This window comes from Bradyrhizobium sp. CB1015 (genome assembly GCF_025200925.1).
GTDB lineage: Bacteria > Pseudomonadota > Alphaproteobacteria > Rhizobiales > Xanthobacteraceae > Bradyrhizobium.
In genome coordinates, this window is sequence record NZ_CP104174.1 from 5,402,981 (window position 1) to 5,419,324 (window position 16,344).

Annotated in this window: 18 protein-coding genes; 2 read left to right on the plus strand and 16 right to left on the minus strand. The window is 65.3% G+C overall.

Annotation, left to right across the window (positions count from 1 at the left end):
• Positions 1-117: 117 nt before the first annotated feature.
• The 4 genes from N2604_RS25190 to N2604_RS25205 form a co-directional block, all read right to left on the minus strand.
• Positions 118-1,098 carry a beta-ketoacyl-ACP synthase III gene (locus tag N2604_RS25190; RefSeq protein ID WP_260370853.1) on the minus strand — a complete coding sequence of 327 codons (981 nt, stop codon included), beginning with the start codon at positions 1,096-1,098 and terminating at the stop codon, positions 118-120.
• The gene (plsX, locus tag N2604_RS25195) at positions 1,095-2,156 is read right to left on the minus strand and encodes a phosphate acyltransferase PlsX (RefSeq protein WP_260370854.1); all 1,062 of its coding nucleotides are present in this window, start codon (positions 2,154-2,156) and stop codon (positions 1,095-1,097) included. The genes N2604_RS25190 and plsX overlap by 4 nt, the downstream gene beginning before the upstream one ends.
• Before the next feature lie 295 nt (positions 2,157-2,451).
• Positions 2,452-3,015, minus strand: a complete 564-nt coding sequence (locus N2604_RS25200) for a DUF177 domain-containing protein (RefSeq protein WP_260370855.1) — start codon at positions 3,013-3,015, stop codon at positions 2,452-2,454.
• Positions 3,012-3,563, minus strand: coding sequence for a ubiquinol-cytochrome C chaperone family protein (locus N2604_RS25205; protein WP_260370856.1), 552 nt, complete (start codon positions 3,561-3,563; stop codon positions 3,012-3,014). The genes N2604_RS25200 and N2604_RS25205 overlap by 4 nt, the downstream gene beginning before the upstream one ends.
• Positions 3,564-3,661: 98 nt before the next feature.
• Between N2604_RS25205 and N2604_RS25210 the strand changes: the two genes are divergently transcribed.
• Together N2604_RS25210 and N2604_RS25215 are read left to right on the plus strand one after the other, a co-directional pair.
• Positions 3,662-4,147, plus strand: coding sequence for an outer membrane protein assembly factor BamE (locus N2604_RS25210; protein WP_260370857.1), 486 nt, complete (start codon positions 3,662-3,664; stop codon positions 4,145-4,147).
• 214 nt (positions 4,148-4,361) lie between these two features.
• Positions 4,362-5,375: a tripartite tricarboxylate transporter substrate binding protein gene (locus N2604_RS25215; RefSeq protein ID WP_260370858.1), complete on the plus strand. Its 1,014-nt coding sequence runs from the start codon at positions 4,362-4,364 to the stop codon at positions 5,373-5,375.
• A 193-nt stretch (positions 5,376-5,568) separates the two neighbouring features.
• On the opposite strand, the gene N2604_RS25220 is transcribed toward N2604_RS25215, so the two are convergent.
• The 12 genes from N2604_RS25220 to N2604_RS25275 form a co-directional block, all read right to left on the minus strand.
• Entirely contained in the window at positions 5,569-7,689 is a 2,121-nt protein-coding gene (locus N2604_RS25220) for a sodium-translocating pyrophosphatase (protein WP_260370859.1), read from the minus strand.
• A 236-nt stretch (positions 7,690-7,925) separates the two neighbouring features.
• A complete protein-coding gene (gene thiL, locus N2604_RS25225; protein ID WP_260370860.1) occupies positions 7,926-8,927 on the minus strand; it encodes a thiamine-phosphate kinase in 1,002 nt (333 codons plus the stop codon).
• 154 nt (positions 8,928-9,081) lie between these two features.
• Positions 9,082-9,576: a transcription antitermination factor NusB gene (nusB, locus tag N2604_RS25230; protein WP_260370861.1), complete on the minus strand. Its 495-nt coding sequence runs from the start codon at positions 9,574-9,576 to the stop codon at positions 9,082-9,084.
• Between the two features lie 4 nt (positions 9,577-9,580).
• Positions 9,581-10,072: a 6,7-dimethyl-8-ribityllumazine synthase gene (gene ribH, locus N2604_RS25235; RefSeq protein WP_260370862.1), complete on the minus strand. Its 492-nt coding sequence runs from the start codon at positions 10,070-10,072 to the stop codon at positions 9,581-9,583.
• 123 nt (positions 10,073-10,195) lie between these two features.
• Complete coding sequence (locus N2604_RS25240) at positions 10,196-10,819, minus strand: riboflavin synthase (RefSeq protein WP_260370863.1); 624 nt, start codon at positions 10,817-10,819, stop codon at positions 10,196-10,198.
• A complete protein-coding gene (ribD, locus tag N2604_RS25245) occupies positions 10,819-11,967 on the minus strand; it encodes a bifunctional diaminohydroxyphosphoribosylaminopyrimidine deaminase/5-amino-6-(5-phosphoribosylamino)uracil reductase RibD (protein WP_260370864.1) in 1,149 nt (382 codons plus the stop codon). The genes N2604_RS25240 and ribD overlap by 1 nt, the downstream gene beginning before the upstream one ends.
• Positions 11,964-12,446 carry a transcriptional regulator NrdR gene (gene nrdR / locus N2604_RS25250; protein WP_011087793.1) on the minus strand — a complete coding sequence of 161 codons (483 nt, stop codon included), beginning with the start codon at positions 12,444-12,446 and terminating at the stop codon, positions 11,964-11,966. Before nrdR ends, ribD begins: the two co-directional genes overlap by 4 nt.
• A 29-nt stretch (positions 12,447-12,475) precedes the next feature.
• Entirely contained in the window at positions 12,476-13,774 is a 1,299-nt protein-coding gene (glyA, locus tag N2604_RS25255; protein ID WP_260370865.1) for a serine hydroxymethyltransferase, read from the minus strand.
• A gap of 240 nt (positions 13,775-14,014) precedes the next feature.
• Entirely contained in the window at positions 14,015-14,236 is a 222-nt protein-coding gene (locus N2604_RS25260) for a hypothetical protein (RefSeq protein ID WP_025036694.1), read from the minus strand.
• A 37-nt stretch (positions 14,237-14,273) separates the two neighbouring features.
• Positions 14,274-14,510, minus strand: coding sequence for a hypothetical protein (locus tag N2604_RS25265; RefSeq protein ID WP_260370866.1), 237 nt, complete (start codon positions 14,508-14,510; stop codon positions 14,274-14,276).
• 205 nt (positions 14,511-14,715) lie between these two features.
• Positions 14,716-15,234: a transcriptional regulator LdtR gene (ldtR, locus tag N2604_RS25270; protein ID WP_025036696.1), complete on the minus strand. Its 519-nt coding sequence runs from the start codon at positions 15,232-15,234 to the stop codon at positions 14,716-14,718.
• 517 nt (positions 15,235-15,751) lie between these two features.
• Positions 15,752-16,255 carry a DUF6163 family protein gene (locus tag N2604_RS25275; RefSeq protein ID WP_025036697.1) on the minus strand — a complete coding sequence of 168 codons (504 nt, stop codon included), beginning with the start codon at positions 16,253-16,255 and terminating at the stop codon, positions 15,752-15,754.
• Positions 16,256-16,344: the final 89 nt, after the last annotated feature.

Sequence of the window (16,344 nt, forward strand, 5' to 3'; positions counted from 1 at the left end):
CACGGCGAACAATTCTCGTCTGAAATTATGAGCTTACGATAGTGCGGTCAACACCGCACATCAATGCAGACGTAGCGATAATCGGCGGTGATTCCGGCAAAATTTTATCGGTGTGGCTTACCAGCGCACCAGCGCGGAGCCCCAGGTGAAGCCGCCGCCCATGGCCTCCAGAAGGACCATGTCGCCCTTCTTGATGCGGCCGTCCCTGCGCGCCACCGAGAGCGCCAGCGGGATCGAGGCCGCGGAGGTGTTGCCGTGGCGGTCCACCGTCAGCACCACTTTCTCGGGCGCGATGTGCAGCTTGTGCGCGGAGGCGTCGATGATTCGCTTGTTGGCCTGGTGCGGCACGAACCAGTCGATGCCCTCGGCATTGAGCCCGGTCGCCTTGAAAGCGTCGACGATGACGTCGGTGATCATGCCGACCGCGTGCTTGAAGACCTCACGGCCCTCCATGCGCAGATGGCCGACGGTCTGGGTCGAGGACGGCCCGCCGTCGACGAACAGCTTTGCCTTGTGGCGGCCGTCGGAGCGCAGATGCGTGGTCACGATGCCGCGGTCGGTCGCGGCGTTGCCCGGCTGCTCCTGCGCCTCCAGCACCACGGCGCCGGCGCCGTCGCCGAACAGCACGCAGGTGCCGCGGTCGTTCCAGTCGAGGATGCGCGAGAAGGTCTCCGCGCCGATCACCAGCGCGCGCTTGTAGGCGCCGGTGCGCAGGAAATTGTCGGCGGTGGCGAGCGCGAACACGAAGCCCGAGCACACCGCCTGGAGATCGAACGCCGCGCCATGATTGATGCCAAGCCCGTGCTGCACGGCAACGGCCGTTGCAGGGAACGTGTTGTCGGGCGTCGAGGTCGCCAGCACGATCAGCTCGATCGACTGCGCGTCAACGCCGGCGTCGCGGAGCGCCGCCTGCGCCGCCCTGATCGCGAGGTGCGAGGTGAACTCGCCCTCGGCCGCGATGTGCCGCTCGCGGATGCCGGTGCGCTGCACGATCCACTCGTCGGAGGTGTCGATGCGCGCCGCCAATTGGGCGTTGGTCACCACCTGCTCCGGCAGATAAGAGCCGCAGCCGAGCACGACCGAACGAATCTGAGTCACGAAACATCCTCCGGCGCGGGCTGCACGGATTTGAGTGCACCACCCTCGCGGTTGAGCATCTGATTGATCTTGTTCAGGAGATCGTAGTGAGCCATCTCATAGCCAACATCGATCGCATAGGCAAAGCCTTCGGCGTTGGTTCCGCCGTGGCTCTTGACCACCACGCCCCTCAGTCCCAGCAGCACGCCGCCATTGGACTTGTTGGGGTCCATCTTGTTACGCAGGGCCTGGAAGGCGCTGCGGGCGAAGAGATAGCCGAGCTTGGAAAGCCAGCTCCGCTGCATCTCGTTCCGGAGCAATTCCGCCATCTGCCGTGCGGTTCCCTCGGCCGCCTTCAGGGCGATGTTGCCGCTGAAGCCTTCGGTGACGATCACGTCGGCCAGTCCCTTGCCGATCCCGTCGCCCTCGACGAAGCCGATATAGTCGAGTTCCGGCAGGTTCCGCGCCCGCAGGATCTCGCTGGCCTCGCGGATCTCCTCGTGGCCCTTGATCTCCTCGGCACCGATATTGAGCAGCCCGACCGTGGGTCGGGCCTTGTTGAACAGCACGCTCGCCTTGGCCGCGCCCATCACCGCCATCGACACCAGGTGGTGGGCATCGCCGCCGAGGGTGGCGCCGAGGTCGAGCACGACGGACTCCCCGCGCAGGGTCGGCCAGATCGCCGAGATCGCGGGGCGGTCGATGCCCGGCAGGGTGCGCAGGTGGAAGCGGGCCATCGCCATCAGCGCGCCGGTATTGCCGGCGGAGATCGCGACATCCGCCTCGCCCTTCTTGACCGCATCGATGGCGAGCCACATTGAGGAGGTCTTGCGGCCGCGCCGCAGCGCCTGGCTCGGCTTGTCCTCCATGCTGACGGCAACGTCGGTATGGACGATTCTGGAGGCGGCCTTCAGCTTCGGGTGCTTGTCGAGCTCGGGCTCGATCCGGGCGCGGTCGCCGACCAGCAGGAACTCGGTGTCGCGATGCCGGCCAAGCGAGATGGCGGCGCCCGGAATGACCACGGCGGGGCCGACATCGCCCCCCATGGCGTCCAGCGCAATGCGAACCTTGCTTGGCATGAAAGTCCTGGAAACCTGGTCTGGTGCGGTCTTGGATCAGCGGGGCCGCAAAATGGGTTCGCCGCCGAGATGGCGGCCGGCCAAGCGCCACGCCGCACCCGGACCGGGGCGCGACAATAGCGTTTTGTACCCCCGAAACAACCTCTTGCCCCCAGCCTTTTGCATTCGGGGTGATCCGGCCACCGGCTGCGGATTTTGCAGGAAATGCATTGGAATCAGAAGGATAAACAGCTGTCTCAAACCATTGAGGCAAATGGCTCGTTCCCCTGGCAAGGCGGCCAGAGCGGAAAATGCCCTATCGGTCCTTTTTCCTGTCCTGCAATGCCTTTAGCACGGCGAAGGGATGGTCCTCGGGGTCGGGAGCGGTGACCTCCGCCTCGAACACGGCCCCGTCCTTGCGCGGATAGGGATCGATCGCCAGGAACAGGACGTCGGTGGCGAGGCGGCCGAGATCGATGATGCCGCCCGCGATCGGCTCGGGCGGGTCGGCCACCTCAGGCGGCGCCTCATCGTCCTGCCCCTCCTCGATCAGATCGGCCAGGCGGCGCGCCTCGGCCTCGGGGGCGAACATCAGGTCCACCTCCTCCTCGATCTCGCTCTCGATCGGATCGAGCGTGACGACGCAGGTCTGGCCGATCCGGCCGCGGACGAGCCCCGTGACCTGCACCCGCCCGCCGCTTTTCGGCATGACATCGAAGCTGGCATGTGCGGACAGGATCTCGCGCAGGCCCGCGAGCTCCGCCATCGCCTGCCGCTCGGCCACTGATGCCTCAAGCTCGCGATGCAGCCCGCCGTCCGGGATCTGCGCAACGATGACGGGCGCCCGCCAGGGATCGCGCTCGGTATCTGGTCGGCTCATGGCGTGACATCCTCTGGCAGCGCCGGGGGAAACTTGAAGGACGCGCGCAGCAGCGCGGCCTCGTCGGTCCGACCAAGATCGGCCTCACTGGCCCTCGCATAGGCCGCGAGCCGCTTCGCCTGGTCCAAGCCGGTCCCATTCAAGATATTCTTGCAGATCGCCGATGCCAGCGCCTCGCCGCCGGCTTCCATCGCCTGGTCATAGGCCTGGACGCGGCCGTAGAAGGCCTCGCCGAAGGCCCGCATCCGCTTCGGCACGGTCTGGTCGCCCACCCCCATCTCGCGCAGATTGTCGTCCATGTCCTCGCAGAAGCGGTCGAACAGCGCCTGGGACAGCTCCGTGGCGCCCTTAACCGCGCGCAGGCGGCGCAGCAGCAGCCAAAGATGCAGCAGCAACAGGTCGAAACGCCCGTTAACCGTATCGGGCACGCCCAAGTCCCGGTAAAATATGGGTTCTCGCGCCTGCGTCACGATCATGCCATAGATGGCTTCAATGGTGCCTGGCGGGGTTCGCCGGGGTTTCCTGAAGTGATTGAACGGCCAAAGCATTGTGGTTTCCGCAAGCGGGCGCGCGCGAGTTGCATTCAGACGCCCAGCCCGGTACTTCAGCGCCTCGCGCGACGCAAGGGGACGGAATCAGTTCCGCTATGACGACAACGAACGAAATCAGCCCGCGCGCGGACATGCGGCGCGGCCTTCATGCATGCTGGCGCGGCTTGCGCCTGCTCGCGGCGACCGCTGTGGTCGGCGTGGCCCTTGCGGCGTGCACCGGCGAGCAGTTCCAGAAGGGCTACATCCTGCCGCCCGGCGCACTCGAGCAGATTCCGATCGGTGCGAGCCAGGATCAGGTGCTGATCGTGATGGGCACGCCCTCGACGGTCGCGACCCTCGACGGTGAAGTGTTCTACTACATCTCGCAGCGCTCGGAGCGCCCCGTCGCGTTCATGAACCAGAAGGTGGTCGATCAGCGCGTCATCGCGATCTATTTCGACAAGAACCGGCGCGTGCGCCGGCTTGCGAATTACGGTCTCCAGGACGGCAAGATCTTCGACTTCATCAGCCGCACCACGCCGACTTCGGGTCAGGAGATGAGCTACCTCACCCCGCTGTTCAAGCTGCTGAGCTTCAACTGAGGCTGTCGAAGGTTTCGATCGAAGCGGCCTGTCGCTTCGCGTCGAGAACGCGCGTCGAACGAGCCTTCAGAGCCGCTTAATTCCATCGGAAGGTAAATGGCTCGCGCCTGCGTCGTCGTGCCGCCCTCTGCGCGGCACTTGTCGTCGCACGCGACTTGCGGTCACACGTGCTGTTCCCTACGCTTCCCGCAAAGCAAGAAGCAGGAGCGGATTCGTGCCCAAGAAATTTCAGAACACTTTGTTGTCCCGCCGTCGCGTGCTCGCCGGTGCTGCCGGACTTTCGGCCGCAGCGATCCTGCCGCGATCGAGCCTTGCCGACTGGAAGCCCACTGAAAACGTTCGCCTCATCGTGCCGGCCGCGGCCGGCGGATCGACCGACGTGATGGGCCGGCTCTTGGCCGCGCACCTGCAGACTGCCTGGGGCCAGTCGGCCGTCGTGGAGAACCGCTCCGGCGGCGGCGGCACGATCGGCACCGCCGAAGCCGTGCGCGCCAAGCCGGATGGCCACACCATCCTGGTCGGCAATCCGGGCCCGAACGCGATCGCCTACAGCATCTTCAAGAACCTCAGCTACAAGCCGGACCAGCTTCAGCCGGTCTCGAACATGATCCGGATTCCGAACATCGTCTCGGCGCATCCGAAGACCGGCATCAAGTCGATTCCCGAGCTGATCGCGTTCCTGAAGGCCAATCCCGACAAGCTCAGCTACGCCTCTTCCGGCGTCGGCCAAAGCCCTCACCTCACCGGCGCCTGGTTCCTCCAGCTCACCGGCCTGAAGATGACGCACATCCCGTTCCGCGGCGCCGGCCCCGCGCTCCAGGCGGCGCTCGCCGGCGACATCCAGATCCTGTTCGACAACCTCTATCCGAGCCTGCCGCAGGTGCAGAACGGCACGCTCAACGGTCTGTGCGTCACCACACCCGAGCGCAGCGACCTCGCGAAAGACTTGCCGACCATGCGCGAGAGCGCGCCGGAGCTGGCGAACTTCGACGTCTCCTCGTGGTTCGCGGTGTTTCTGCCGAAGGGCGCTTCGCCCGAGGTGCTGGGCGCGCTCAATCTCCAGGTCAAGGCGATGCTGGAACGCGACGACGTCAAGAAGCAGATCGCCGCCATGGGCGCCCGCGCCGACTACGGCACGCCGGAGCAGTTCGCCGCCTTCGTGGACGCCGAGACGAAGAAGTTCGCCGGCATCATCCAGAAGGAAGGCCTGCAGATGGACGTGCAGTAGGTCCCGTGTCCCGGACGCGGTGCAGCCTGTAACTCTGCTGCGCTGAGCCGGGACCCAGCCGCGCGACGTGGACCCCGGATCTGCAGCGCACCACTTCGTGCTGCGCAGCGTCCGGGGAACGCAGATAGAGCGAAGCCGCAAATCAAAAACCCCGCGGTTTGCACCGCGGGGTTTTTTCTTTCACCAGCGCCGCTCAGTGCGCCAGGATCGCCAGCAGCAGCAGGGCCACGATGTTGGTGATCTTGATCATCGGGTTCACCGCAGGTCCTGCCGTATCCTTGTAGGGATCGCCGACGGTGTCGCCGGTCACCGCGGACTTGTGGGCATCAGAGCCCTTGCCGCCGAAATGACCGTCCTCGATGTACTTCTTGGCGTTGTCCCAGGCGCCGCCGCCCGAGGTCATCGAGATCGCGACGAACAGGCCCGTCACGATCACGCCAAGCAGCATCGCGCCGACGGCCGAGAACGCCGCCGACTTGCCGGCCGCGCCGCCGCCCGCGATCGCGTAGATCAGGAAGTAGACGACGATCGGCGACAGCACCGGCAGCAGCGAGGGGATGATCATCTCCTTGATTGCCGCACGCGTCAGCAGGTCGACCGCCTTGCCGTAGTCAGGCTTGTCGGTGCCCTGCATGATGCCCGGCTTCTCGCGGAATTGCCGCCGCACCTCCTCGACGATCGCACCGGCCGCACGGCCGACCGCGGTCATGCCCATCGCGCCGAACAGGTACGGCAACAGACCGCCGAACAGCAGGCCCACCACGACGTAGGGATTGTTCAGCGAAAAGTCCGGATTGACGCCGGCGAAGTAGGGATGCTTCGCGGAGCCGGCCACGAAGAACTTGAGGTCCTCGTTGTAGGCCGCGAATAGCACCAGGGCGCCGAGACCAGCGGAGCCGATCGCGTAGCCTTTGGTGACCGCCTTGGTGGTGTTGCCGACCGCGTCGAGCGCGTCGGTCGACTTGCGCACCTCCTTCGGCAGTCCCGCCATTTCGGCAATGCCGCCGGCGTTGTCCGTCACCGGGCCGAAGGCGTCGAGGGCGACGATCATGCCGGCCAGGGCCAGCATGGTGGCGGTCGCGATCGCGATGCCGAACAGCCCGGCGAGGCTATAGGTGACCAGGATGCCGGCGATGATGACGATCGCAGGCAACGCGGTCGCTTCCATCGAGATGGCGAGGCCCTGGATCACGTTGGTGCCGTGGCCGGTGACCGAGGACTGGGCGATCGACTTCACCGGACGATAGTCGGTGCCGGTGTAGTATTCGGTGATCCAGATGATCAGCGCGGTGACGATGAGACCGACCACGCCGCATTCGAACAGCGCCATGCCAGTGTAGTTGACGCCATCGAGCTTGCCGAAGCCGATCAGGTAGTAGATCACCAGGGCGATGCCGATCAGCGACAGGATGCCCGTTGCGATCAGGCCCTTGTAGAGCGCGCCCATGATCGACTGGCTCGGACCGAGCTTGACGAAGAAGGTGCCGATGATCGAGGTGATGATGCAGATGCCGCCGATCGCGAGCGGCAGCGTCATCATGTTGGCGAGGATCGGCGTCTTGGCGAAGAAGATCGCCGCCAGGACCATGGTGGCGACCGCGGTCACCGCATAAGTCTCGAACAGGTCGGCGGCCATGCCGGCGCAGTCGCCCACGTTGTCACCGACATTGTCGGCGATGGTCGCGGGGTTGCGCGGATCGTCCTCGGGAATGCCGGCCTCGACCTTGCCGACGAGGTCGCCGCCGACGTCCGCACCCTTGGTGAAGATGCCGCCGCCGAGACGCGCGAAGATCGAGATCAGCGAGGCGCCGAAGCCGAGCGCCACCAGGGCGTCGACGACGACGCGGCTATCCGGCGCGAGCTTCAGCGAGTGGACCAGGAAGCCGAAATAGAGGGTCACACCCAGCAGCGCGAGACCGGCCACCAGAAGTCCGGTGATGGCGCCCGCCTTGAAGGCGAGCTCCAGGCCGCCAGCCAACGACGTCGTCGCGGCCTGGGCGGTGCGCACATTGGCGCGGACCGAGACGTTCATGCCGATGAAGCCCGCGGCGCCGGACAGTATTGCGCCGATGGCGAAACCGATCGCGACATAGAGCCCGAGGAAATAGGCAAGCAGCACGAAGATGACGATGCCGACGACACCGATCGTGGTGTACTGGCGCCGGAGATACGCCTGTGCGCCTTCGCGCACTGCCCCTGCGATCTCCTGCATGCGCGGCGACCCCGCATCCGCACCCAACACCGAAGACGTCGCCCAAATCGCGTAGGCGACGGAAAGCGCTCCGCAGAGCACTATCAACCATAATGCTGTCATGTGATTTTTGCCTCAGATCCTTGATGTACCCCCGGCGCCTTTTGTGTTCCGTCGTGCGGTGCGGCGCCTTGATTTTGAACAAAGCCGCCCCCTTGCCCTTAAGGGGCGGCTCCAGTCGGCCGCGAGCTTGCCAAAATCAAATTGAGGGTGCAACGCCGGATGAGGCCGAAAAGCCCGATCTCGGCAGGTATTTAGGACCAAGTGCTGAGAACCAGGATGCCGGGTTGGAGCAATTGCTAGAAGTGGCTGTAGGACAGCCGCGTCAAAAGCAGGTCCTGACCCTGCCCGTCCAGGAAGCGCGGAGGCTTCTGCCCCTCCGCGATCGCACCGATCGCGGTCACCGCAACGCCCTGGGCCCGCCCCGCAGCAATCAGGGCGTCACATTGTGCCGGCGGAGCGGTGCACAGCACTTCGTAATCATCGCCTCCCGCAAGCAGTGTCTCGACAGACGCGACGTTGCGGGCGCGCAGGCCGGCCGCCGCGGCCGAGAGCGGCACGCTCGTCACATCGACCGATGCCGAGACCCCGGACGCGGCGCAGAGCTTGGTCAGATCGCCGGCGAGGCCGTCGGAGACGTCCATCGCTGCGGTGGCATGATCGCGCACCGCCCGCGCCAGCATGTTGCGCGGCTGCGGCACCCGATAGCGCGAGACCAGAAAATCCCGTGCCGCGGGATCGGATGTCAGCGCGGTGGCCACAGCGCCGCCTTTGAGCACGTCGAGGCCGAGCGCGGCATCGCCGATCGTCCCTGTCACCAGGACGCGGTCGCCCGGCCGAGCGCCGGTGCGGCCGACCATCCGCCCCCGAGGCACACGGCCAAAGGCGGTGATCGAGATCATCTGCGGGCCCGGCGTCGACACCGTGTCGCCGCCGAGCAGAGGACAAGCGAAGATGTTCGCGTCCTCGCCCAGCGCGTCCGCAAAGGGACGCAGCCAGGCATCCTCCTTGCTGCGCAGCGCCAGCGTCAGCACGAAGCCGGCCGGCACCGCGCCCTTGGCAGCGAGATCGGACAGGTTCACCCGCAGCGCCTTGCGCGCGACGGTGTCAGGGGGATCGCCAGCAAGATAGTGCACGCCCTCGACAACGGCGTCGGTGGTGACGACGATGTCCTCGCCGGAGGAGGACAGCACCGCAGCGTCATCGACCAACCCGAACGCGCCGGGGTCGGTCGCCAGCGGCTTGAAATAGCGCGCGATGAGGGAGTCTTCGCCGGAGGGCTGTGTTCTGTCCTGTGTCACGATAGCCGACCCGTCATCCTGAGGTGCGAGCCCTTGCGAGCCTCGAAGGATGGATGGCCGAGGTGCGACCTCAGCGGCACGCCGCCGCCCTTCGAGGCCTCCGCTTCGCTCCGGCACCTCAGGGTGACGGCTACGGCGGAAGTCGTTGTGTCAATTACCCACGCCCGAACTCGTCGCCGCGGAACTGGCGGCCGATCTGGTCGAGCACGGCATTCACCATGCCGGTCTCCTCGCGATCGACGAAGGCGTTGGCGACGTCGACATATTCGGAGACGACGACGCGGCCCGGCACGTCCTTGCGGTGCTGGAGCTCATAGGCCCCTGCCCGCAGCACTGCCCGCAGGATCGCTTCGATCCGCTTGAGCGGCCAGCCCTTCGACAGCGCCTCGTCGATCAAAGGATCGAGCTTCTTCTGGTCGCGCACGACGCCCGAGACGACGTCGCGGAAAAAGGCGGCTTCCGCCGGCAGATACGTGTCGCCCTCGACCTCGTTGCCGAGCCAATGGCTCTCGAACTCGGCAAAGATGTCGTTGATGCCGGCACCGGCGATGTCCATCTGGTACAGCGCCTGCACGGCTGCGAGACGTGCCGCACCGCGCCGGTTCGCCTTCTTCTCCGGAGCGCCCGCCGGTTTCTTGATCTCAGCCATGGCTTCAGGCCTGCGCCAGGCGGCGTTTGATGCGCAGCATCGCAAGCGCGGCGCGCGCGGCATCGCCGCCCTTGTTGAGCTCGCTGGCGCGCGCCCTTGCCCAGGCCTGCGCCTCGGTGTTGACGGTGAGGATGCCGTTGCCGAGCGGCAGCTTTCGCGCCACGGCGAGGTCCATCAGCGCACGCGAGGATTCCTGCGATACGATCTCGAAATGGATGGTGTCGCCGCGGATCACGCAGCCGAGCGCGATCACCGCGTCATAGGGCTTGCCGTTCGCCGCCGCCGCATCGACCGCAATGGCCACCGCCGCGGGGATCTCCAGCGCCCCAGGAACCGTAACGACGTCATGGGTCAGGCCGGCTGCCTTCAACTCGGCGACCGCGCCGTCCAGCAGCGCATCCTGGAGATCGTCATAGAACCTTGCCTCGACTACAAGCGCGCGCGCGCCGGAAATGTCGGTCTGGTCCTTCAGGGGTGCGCGCCGCGCGTCTGCCATCGTTCAATCCGTTTCGAAAGGGGTCGGCGCTATGTAGTCGCCGGAAGCATGTAAGCCAAGTTTTAAAGACACTGTCATTCCGGGGCGGCTCGAAGAGCCGAACCCGGAATGACGGCTCTGCCGTCACTTCATTTCCGTCAGCCGCGCCGCATAACGGGCCATCAGGTCGACCTCGATATTGACCTCATCCCCCGCCTTCCAGCTGCCGATCGTGGTGACATCAAGCGTGTGCGGAATGATCAGCACCGAAAAGGTCACGTCTGCAACCGTATTGATCGTCAGCGAGACACCGTCGAGCGTGATCGAGCCCTTGGTGGCGATGAACCGTGCCAGCTCCCGCGTCGTCGAGAGCACGAACCGCGCCATATCCGGCAAGTCCTCGCGGCTGACGATGGTTGAAATGCCATCGGCATGGCCGGCGACGATATGGCCGCCGAGCTCGTCGCCGATCTTCAGCGCGCGCTCGAGGTTGAGCCTGGTACCCAATCTCCAGTGCTTGGCCGTTGTCAGCGCCAGCGTCTCGGCCGCGGTATCGACGTCGAACCAGGTCCTTTGCTTAGAGTCCCTGCCGTCTGCGATGCCCGAGCCAACCACGGTCAGGCAGACGCCGTTGCAGGCGATCGAGGCGCCGTCCGCAATCGTACTCTGATCGTAGCGGCAGGCGATGCGGAGCCGGTGCAGCTGGCCCTGCGCCGTTGGCGTGAAGCTGACGATCTCGCCGATATCGGTGACAATGCCCGTGAACATTACGCGCGCTCGTAAATGGTGAGAGTATCCTTGCCGTAGGTCTCGCTAGCATGAACCTTGTAGGCCGGCGACTGCGTGATTTTCGACAGGGGCAATGCATCGAGCGCATCGACGCCGCCTTCGCCGACCGCTTCCGCCCCGCGGAACAGCCAGATCTCGTCGACGAGATCGGCCGCGACGAACGAAGCCGCAACGCGGCTGCCGCCTTCGACCATCAGCCGCGTGATGCCCTTCTCCCCCAGCGCATGCAGCACGGCCGAAAGATCGAGCCCGGATGCACTCCCCGGAGGCATGCGCATGATTTGCGCACCGGCCGCGCCAAGGCGCGTCGCGGCGGCCGCTTCCGCAAGCTCGGAGGCGATCACCCAAAGCGGCGTCTCGCGCGCGGATCGAACCAGCTGGCTCGATGCGGGTATCCGCAGGCTGCGGTCGAGCACCACACGCACCGGCGAGCGCGCCGCCATGCCCGGCAGGCGGCAGTTGAGCTGCGGATCATCCGCCAGCACCGTGCCGATGCCGACCAGGATCGCATCGCTCTGCGCGCGCAAGAGGTGCACGCGATCGCGCACGGCCTCCCCCGTGATCGCAAGCGGCTTGCCGCCGGCCGCACCGATCTTGCCGTCAGGCGAGACCGCGAGCTTCAGGATCACATGCGGACGCTTGTCCCGGACGCGGCGGAAATGACCGGCATGGTCGAACGCAGCATCAGCCGCGCACAGACCGACGTCCACATTGATGCCGGCGGCGCGCAAGCGCGCATGGCCCTGGCCCGCAACTTCCGGATTGGGATCCTCGATCGCCGCCACCACCCGCTTGATACCTGCGGCGATCACCGCATCGGCGCAAGGCGGCGACTTGCCGAAATGCGAGCACGGCTCCAGCGTGACATAGAGCGTGGCGCCTCGCGCCGCCTCGCCCGCCCGCCGCAAGGCTTCGGGCTCGCCATGCGGGCGTCCTCCGGGCTGGGTCCAGCCACGGCCGACGATGACGCCGTCCTTCACGATGACGGCGCCCACGGCCGGATTGGGCCAGGTCCGCCCCAGCCCGCGCCTGCCCAGCGCGAGCGCCAGCTCCATGAAACGGCGATCAGCATCCTTGGCCTCGCGGGCCTTCTGCGCGAACTGGTCTTCCAGGATGCGGAAGATCATTTGCGAATCGCGGCGAGCCGCGCTTCCTCCTCGCCGGAGAGCTCGCCGAGCACGTCGGCGAAATCCTTGGCCTCGCGGAAATTGCGGTAGACCGAGGCAAAGCGCACATAGGCGACGTCGTCGAGCGTGCGCAGATGCTCCATCACGGTCTCGCCGATCACCTCCGAGGAGATCTCGGCCTCACCCCCGGTCTCGAGCTCGCGCACGATGGTGGAGACCATCTTCTCGACCCGCTCCGGCTCGACCTGCCGTTTGCGAAGTGAGATCTGCACCGAGCGCATCAGCTTGTCGCGATCGAACGGCACGCGGCGGCCGTTGCGCTTGATCACCGTGAGTTCGCGCAGCTGCACGCGCTCGAAGGTGGTGAAGCGGAAATTGCAGGCGACGCACACGCGCCGCCTGCGGATCACGGACGAGTCCTCGGTCGGACGCGAGTCCTTTACCTGCGTATCGAGACTGTTGCAGTTCGGGCAGCGCATCCGTGTACCTTGAAAGGTTTTCTTGGACCTTACTGATAGATCGGGAACCGGTCGGTGAGCGCCTTGACCCGTTCCTTGATCGCAGCCTCCACCAGCGGCGCCTTGCCGTCGGAGGATTGCGCGATCGCGTTCAGGACCTCGGCGATCATGCCGCCGACCTGCTGGAATTCGGCCACGCCGAAGCCGCGGCTGGTCGCAGCCGGGGTGCCGAGCCGAATGCCTGAGGTGACGAAGGGCGATTCCGGGTCGAACGGAATGCCGTTCTTGTTGCAGGTGATGGCCGCGCGGACCAGCGCCTTCTCCGAGACATTGCCCTTCAGGCCCTTGGGCCGGAGATCGACCAGCATCAGATGATTGTCGGTGCCGCCGGAGACGATGTCGAGACCATGGCCCTTCAAGGTCTCGGCCAAGGCCTTGGCGTTCTCGACGATGTTCTTGGCGTAGACCTTGAAGTCCGGACGCAGCGCCTCGCCGAAGGCGACCGCCTTCGCCGCAATCACGTGCATCAAAGGACCGCCCTGCAGGCCCGGGAAGATCGCCGAGTTGAGCTTCTTGGTCAGCGTCTCGTCATTCCACAGCATCAGGCCGCCGCGCGGACCGCGCAAGGACTTGTGCGTCGTGGTGGTGGTGACGTGCGCATACGGCACCGGCGAAGCATGCACGCCGCCGGCGACGAGCCCGGCGAAATGAGCCATGTCGACCAGGAGGTAGGCACCGACGCTGTCGGCGATCTCGCGGAAACGCTTGAAGTCCCAGGCGCGCGAATAGGCCGAGCCGCCGGCGATGATGAGCTTCGGCTTGACCTGCTCGGCCTGCTTGGCCACCGCATCCATGTCGATGATCTGGTCCTCGCGGCGCACGGTGTAGTGCGCGGCCTTGAACCACTTGCCGCTCATGTTGACGGGCGAGCCATGGGTGAGATGGCCGCCCGCGGCGAGATCGAGACCCATGAAGGTGTCGCCGGGCTGCAGCAGCGCCAGGAACACCGCCTGGTTCATCTGGCTGCCAGAGTTCGGCTGCACGTTGGCGAAATTGGCGCCGAACAGCTTCTTGGCGCGATCGATCGCAAGATTCTCGGCGACGTCGACCCACTCACAACCGCCGTAATAGCGCGCGCCCGGATAACCTTCCGCGTACTTGTTGGTCATGACCGAACCCTGCGCTTCCAGCACGGCCCGGCTGACGATGTTCTCGGAGGCGATCAGCTCGACCTCGTGGCGCTGCCGGCCGAGCTCGCCCTTGATGGCGGCGGCGATTTCCGGATCGGCCTGCTCGAGCGAGGCGGTGAAAAACGAATCGGGCGCGGAGGCGGTCTTGGGTGCGGTCATCTTGCGAATATCTCCACCGCCGCAGCCTTTTGGCGGGCTACGGGCGGGTCTGGTGTGGCGGTCGGAAGCACGCGCGATCTACCACATCGCCCGCAACAGGCCAAGCATTTGCGGGTCGGGCCTGATATTTATGCAAGATATGGTGGGATTGGGGGTTTCAGCCCGGGAGCGGTTTTGCGAGACCGCTCCCCGTCAATATCCGGGCTGGGGCCGCTTTGGGCCTTATTCTTTGCCGTCGTGCTACAGCCCCGTATACCCCGCCTTCACCGGGTCGACGCTGCCGTCGAGCTGGCGCAGATAGGTCAGGCCGCAGACGGTCAACCTGTGGGTGTCGGTCTCACCGGCTTCCATCAGGATGTTGAGGTAGTTGGTGACCTTTTCACGCGCCTCCGCGCTCGCCGCCGCGGTGCGGTTGGCGAGCAGGTCATAGGTCTGCATGATGCGGTCGATGGCAGCTTCCATGGCATCCTCTGGTTGGTCGGGATCTTGGGGATCTTGATCAGGCAACCGCTCTGGCCTCGGTCTGCGCCTGGAACCGGGCGATGGCCTTGTTGGCCAGCCTGATCTTGTTGAATTCGCCCTGTTGAAGCAGCTTGACGATCAGGTGAAGCAGGCGTTCGTCGGTGACGAGAGTGTCCGGGATCGCGCCGGAGCGGCGAAGGTAGTTCGCGGCGATGGCGTAGGCCTCGCTGACGAGTTCCACGTTCATCACCTGAAGCCCGCGCTCGACCAGCATCGACGTTTCTCCGATCCGAAGGAGATAAGCGCCGAGCCCGGAACTGGTTCCTGGCTGCCCAGGGATTTTTTTCGCAGGTGCAAAAACATCAACGCACCGGCCCGGGGGCAACTCCGGACCGGCGCGCTTGGGGAAAGTCAGGCACGTTCGGGAGGGCTTGCCGGTCTTATTGCGGGCCGGCTTGGCCCTGATCCCTTCAGAAAACTCAGAGGCGATAGAGGATCTGGTCGGTCCAGAACCGCTCGAGACGGTGCAGCGACTTGTTGAGGGTCGCGAACTCGTCGCCGGAGATGCCGCCGACCTGCTCCACCGTCTTGACGTGCTTCTGGTAGAGCGCATCGACGATGCGGCGGACTTCCTGGCCCTGCGGGGTCAGGCGGATGCGCACCGAGCGGCGATCGACGCGCGAGCGCTGATGATCGAGGAAGCCGAGCTCGACGAGCTTCTTCAGATTGTAGGAGACGTTGGAGCCGAGATAGTAACCGCGCGTGCGCAATTCGCCCGCGGTCAGCTCCTTGTCGCCGATGTTGTAGAGCAAGAGCGCCTGGACCGAGTTGATGTCCGCACGGCCGCGGCGATCGAATTCGTCCTTGATCACGTCGAGGAGCCGGCGATGCAGCCGCTCCACCAGAGTCAAAGCTTCCAGATAGAGCGACTGCACCGAACCCTGCTGGCCGGAGACGCGCTCTGCGGTATCTGCCGCAGTTGCGACGGCTTTCATCATGACACTTCCCCTGTTGTCGTTTTTATCGACACTTATTCGACGAAACTTGTGTCCCGTCTGATAGCTGCAACTTAAGGGGCGCGTTTGAAGATCGGCTTAAATAAGAGAATAAAGAGATCATGAATTTAAGACAGTGAATTGCGCATTAAGCCTGTGCTACAAGCACTTTTCGAAAGCCTCTGTTGACCTTCGCAAGGTCCTGTTCACCCTCCGTCCGCCCCTGTTGTCGCATTCCAGAACAGCCCCGCCCTGTTTCGAAACGCAAGCGTAAGAGCTGTGGCGGAACCGGCTGGTCAATGAAAACTTACCGCGAATTTTAGGCAACCCGCGGTCAACCAACGCAACACGCGTGTCCCGGACAAGCGCAGCGAGGCGGAGCGCAGAGCCGGGACCCAGATGTTTCAAAGCGAGATTGCGGATAAGTGGACCCCGGCTCTGCAACGCATCACGCCGTAAGTGCGGCGCGCCGCATTGCGTCCGGGGCACGCGAGCATAGTTGATTGCGGAGCGACGTCGCCTACGGCGGCCGCTCGCGCGCGGCCATCCAGGCGAGCGCGAGATAAGCGGCAAGCATGAAGACCTCGACGCCGACCACGACGAGGCTGCCGCCGTAGATTCCCGGGAACATCAGCTCGATCACCGCCATCGACACCACGGTCGTCAGCCACACCACCGCGCCCCAGGGCGTCGCCAGCCAGAGGCCGACGGCGGCGACGAGCTCGATCACGGCGAAGTAGACGGTCGCCGCCTGCCAGGCCATCGACTGGTTCTCGAACGCCTCGTCCTCGCCGCCGACGAAGCCGGTGACCTGCGCCCAGTGATAGAGGCCTTTGAGGATCGAGAGCAGCGCCATCACCCGCAGGAACAGCACCAGCCGACGGGTCCAGACATTGTCGTCGGACTCCGAGCGCTCCGAGGAGATCGCCGCCACCGAGAGCGCGCTCTCTCTGGCAGTGTCTCGGGCAGCGTCCCTGGCATTGGCGCCGCCCTGGGCCGCATCGCGGGTGGAGATCTCGGACATGGCCCCTTCTGGCTGCTTCGGCCCGCAAAATCAATCGGCTGCCATCCTTTGCGACAGGTCAAGCCGCGGTGACGGGAACCGTGCGAGCT

Coding starts and splice junctions, on each gene's coding strand:
- N2604_RS25205 (WP_260370856.1), bottom strand. CDS start 3,563: ATGCTTTGGCCGTTCAATCACTTCAGGAAACCCCGGCGAACCCCGCCA.
- N2604_RS25220 (WP_260370859.1), bottom strand. CDS start 7,689: ATGACAGCATTATGGTTGATAGTGCTCTGCGGAGCGCTTTCCGTCGCC.
- ribH (WP_260370862.1), bottom strand. CDS start 10,072: ATGGCAGACGCGCGGCGCGCACCCCTGAAGGACCAGACCGACATTTCC.
- N2604_RS25240 (WP_260370863.1), bottom strand. CDS start 10,819: ATGTTCACGGGCATTGTCACCGATATCGGCGAGATCGTCAGCTTCACG.
- N2604_RS25275 (WP_025036697.1), bottom strand. CDS start 16,255: ATGTCCGAGATCTCCACCCGCGATGCGGCCCAGGGCGGCGCCAATGCC.
- glyA (WP_260370865.1), bottom strand. CDS start 13,774: ATGACCGCACCCAAGACCGCCTCCGCGCCCGATTCGTTTTTCACCGCC.
- nusB (WP_260370861.1), bottom strand. CDS start 9,576: ATGGCTGAGATCAAGAAACCGGCGGGCGCTCCGGAGAAGAAGGCGAAC.
- plsX (WP_260370854.1), bottom strand. CDS start 2,156: ATGCCAAGCAAGGTTCGCATTGCGCTGGACGCCATGGGGGGCGATGTC.
- N2604_RS25260 (WP_025036694.1), bottom strand. CDS start 14,236: ATGGAAGCTGCCATCGACCGCATCATGCAGACCTATGACCTGCTCGCC.
- N2604_RS25265 (WP_260370866.1), bottom strand. CDS start 14,510: ATGCTGGTCGAGCGCGGGCTTCAGGTGATGAACGTGGAACTCGTCAGC.
- nrdR (WP_011087793.1), bottom strand. CDS start 12,446: ATGCGCTGCCCGAACTGCAACAGTCTCGATACGCAGGTAAAGGACTCG.
- N2604_RS25200 (WP_260370855.1), bottom strand. CDS start 3,015: ATGAGCCGACCAGATACCGAGCGCGATCCCTGGCGGGCGCCCGTCATC.
- ldtR (WP_025036696.1), bottom strand. CDS start 15,234: ATGATGAAAGCCGTCGCAACTGCGGCAGATACCGCAGAGCGCGTCTCC.
- N2604_RS25210 (WP_260370857.1), top strand. CDS start 3,662: ATGACGACAACGAACGAAATCAGCCCGCGCGCGGACATGCGGCGCGGC.
- ribD (WP_260370864.1), bottom strand. CDS start 11,967: ATGATCTTCCGCATCCTGGAAGACCAGTTCGCGCAGAAGGCCCGCGAG.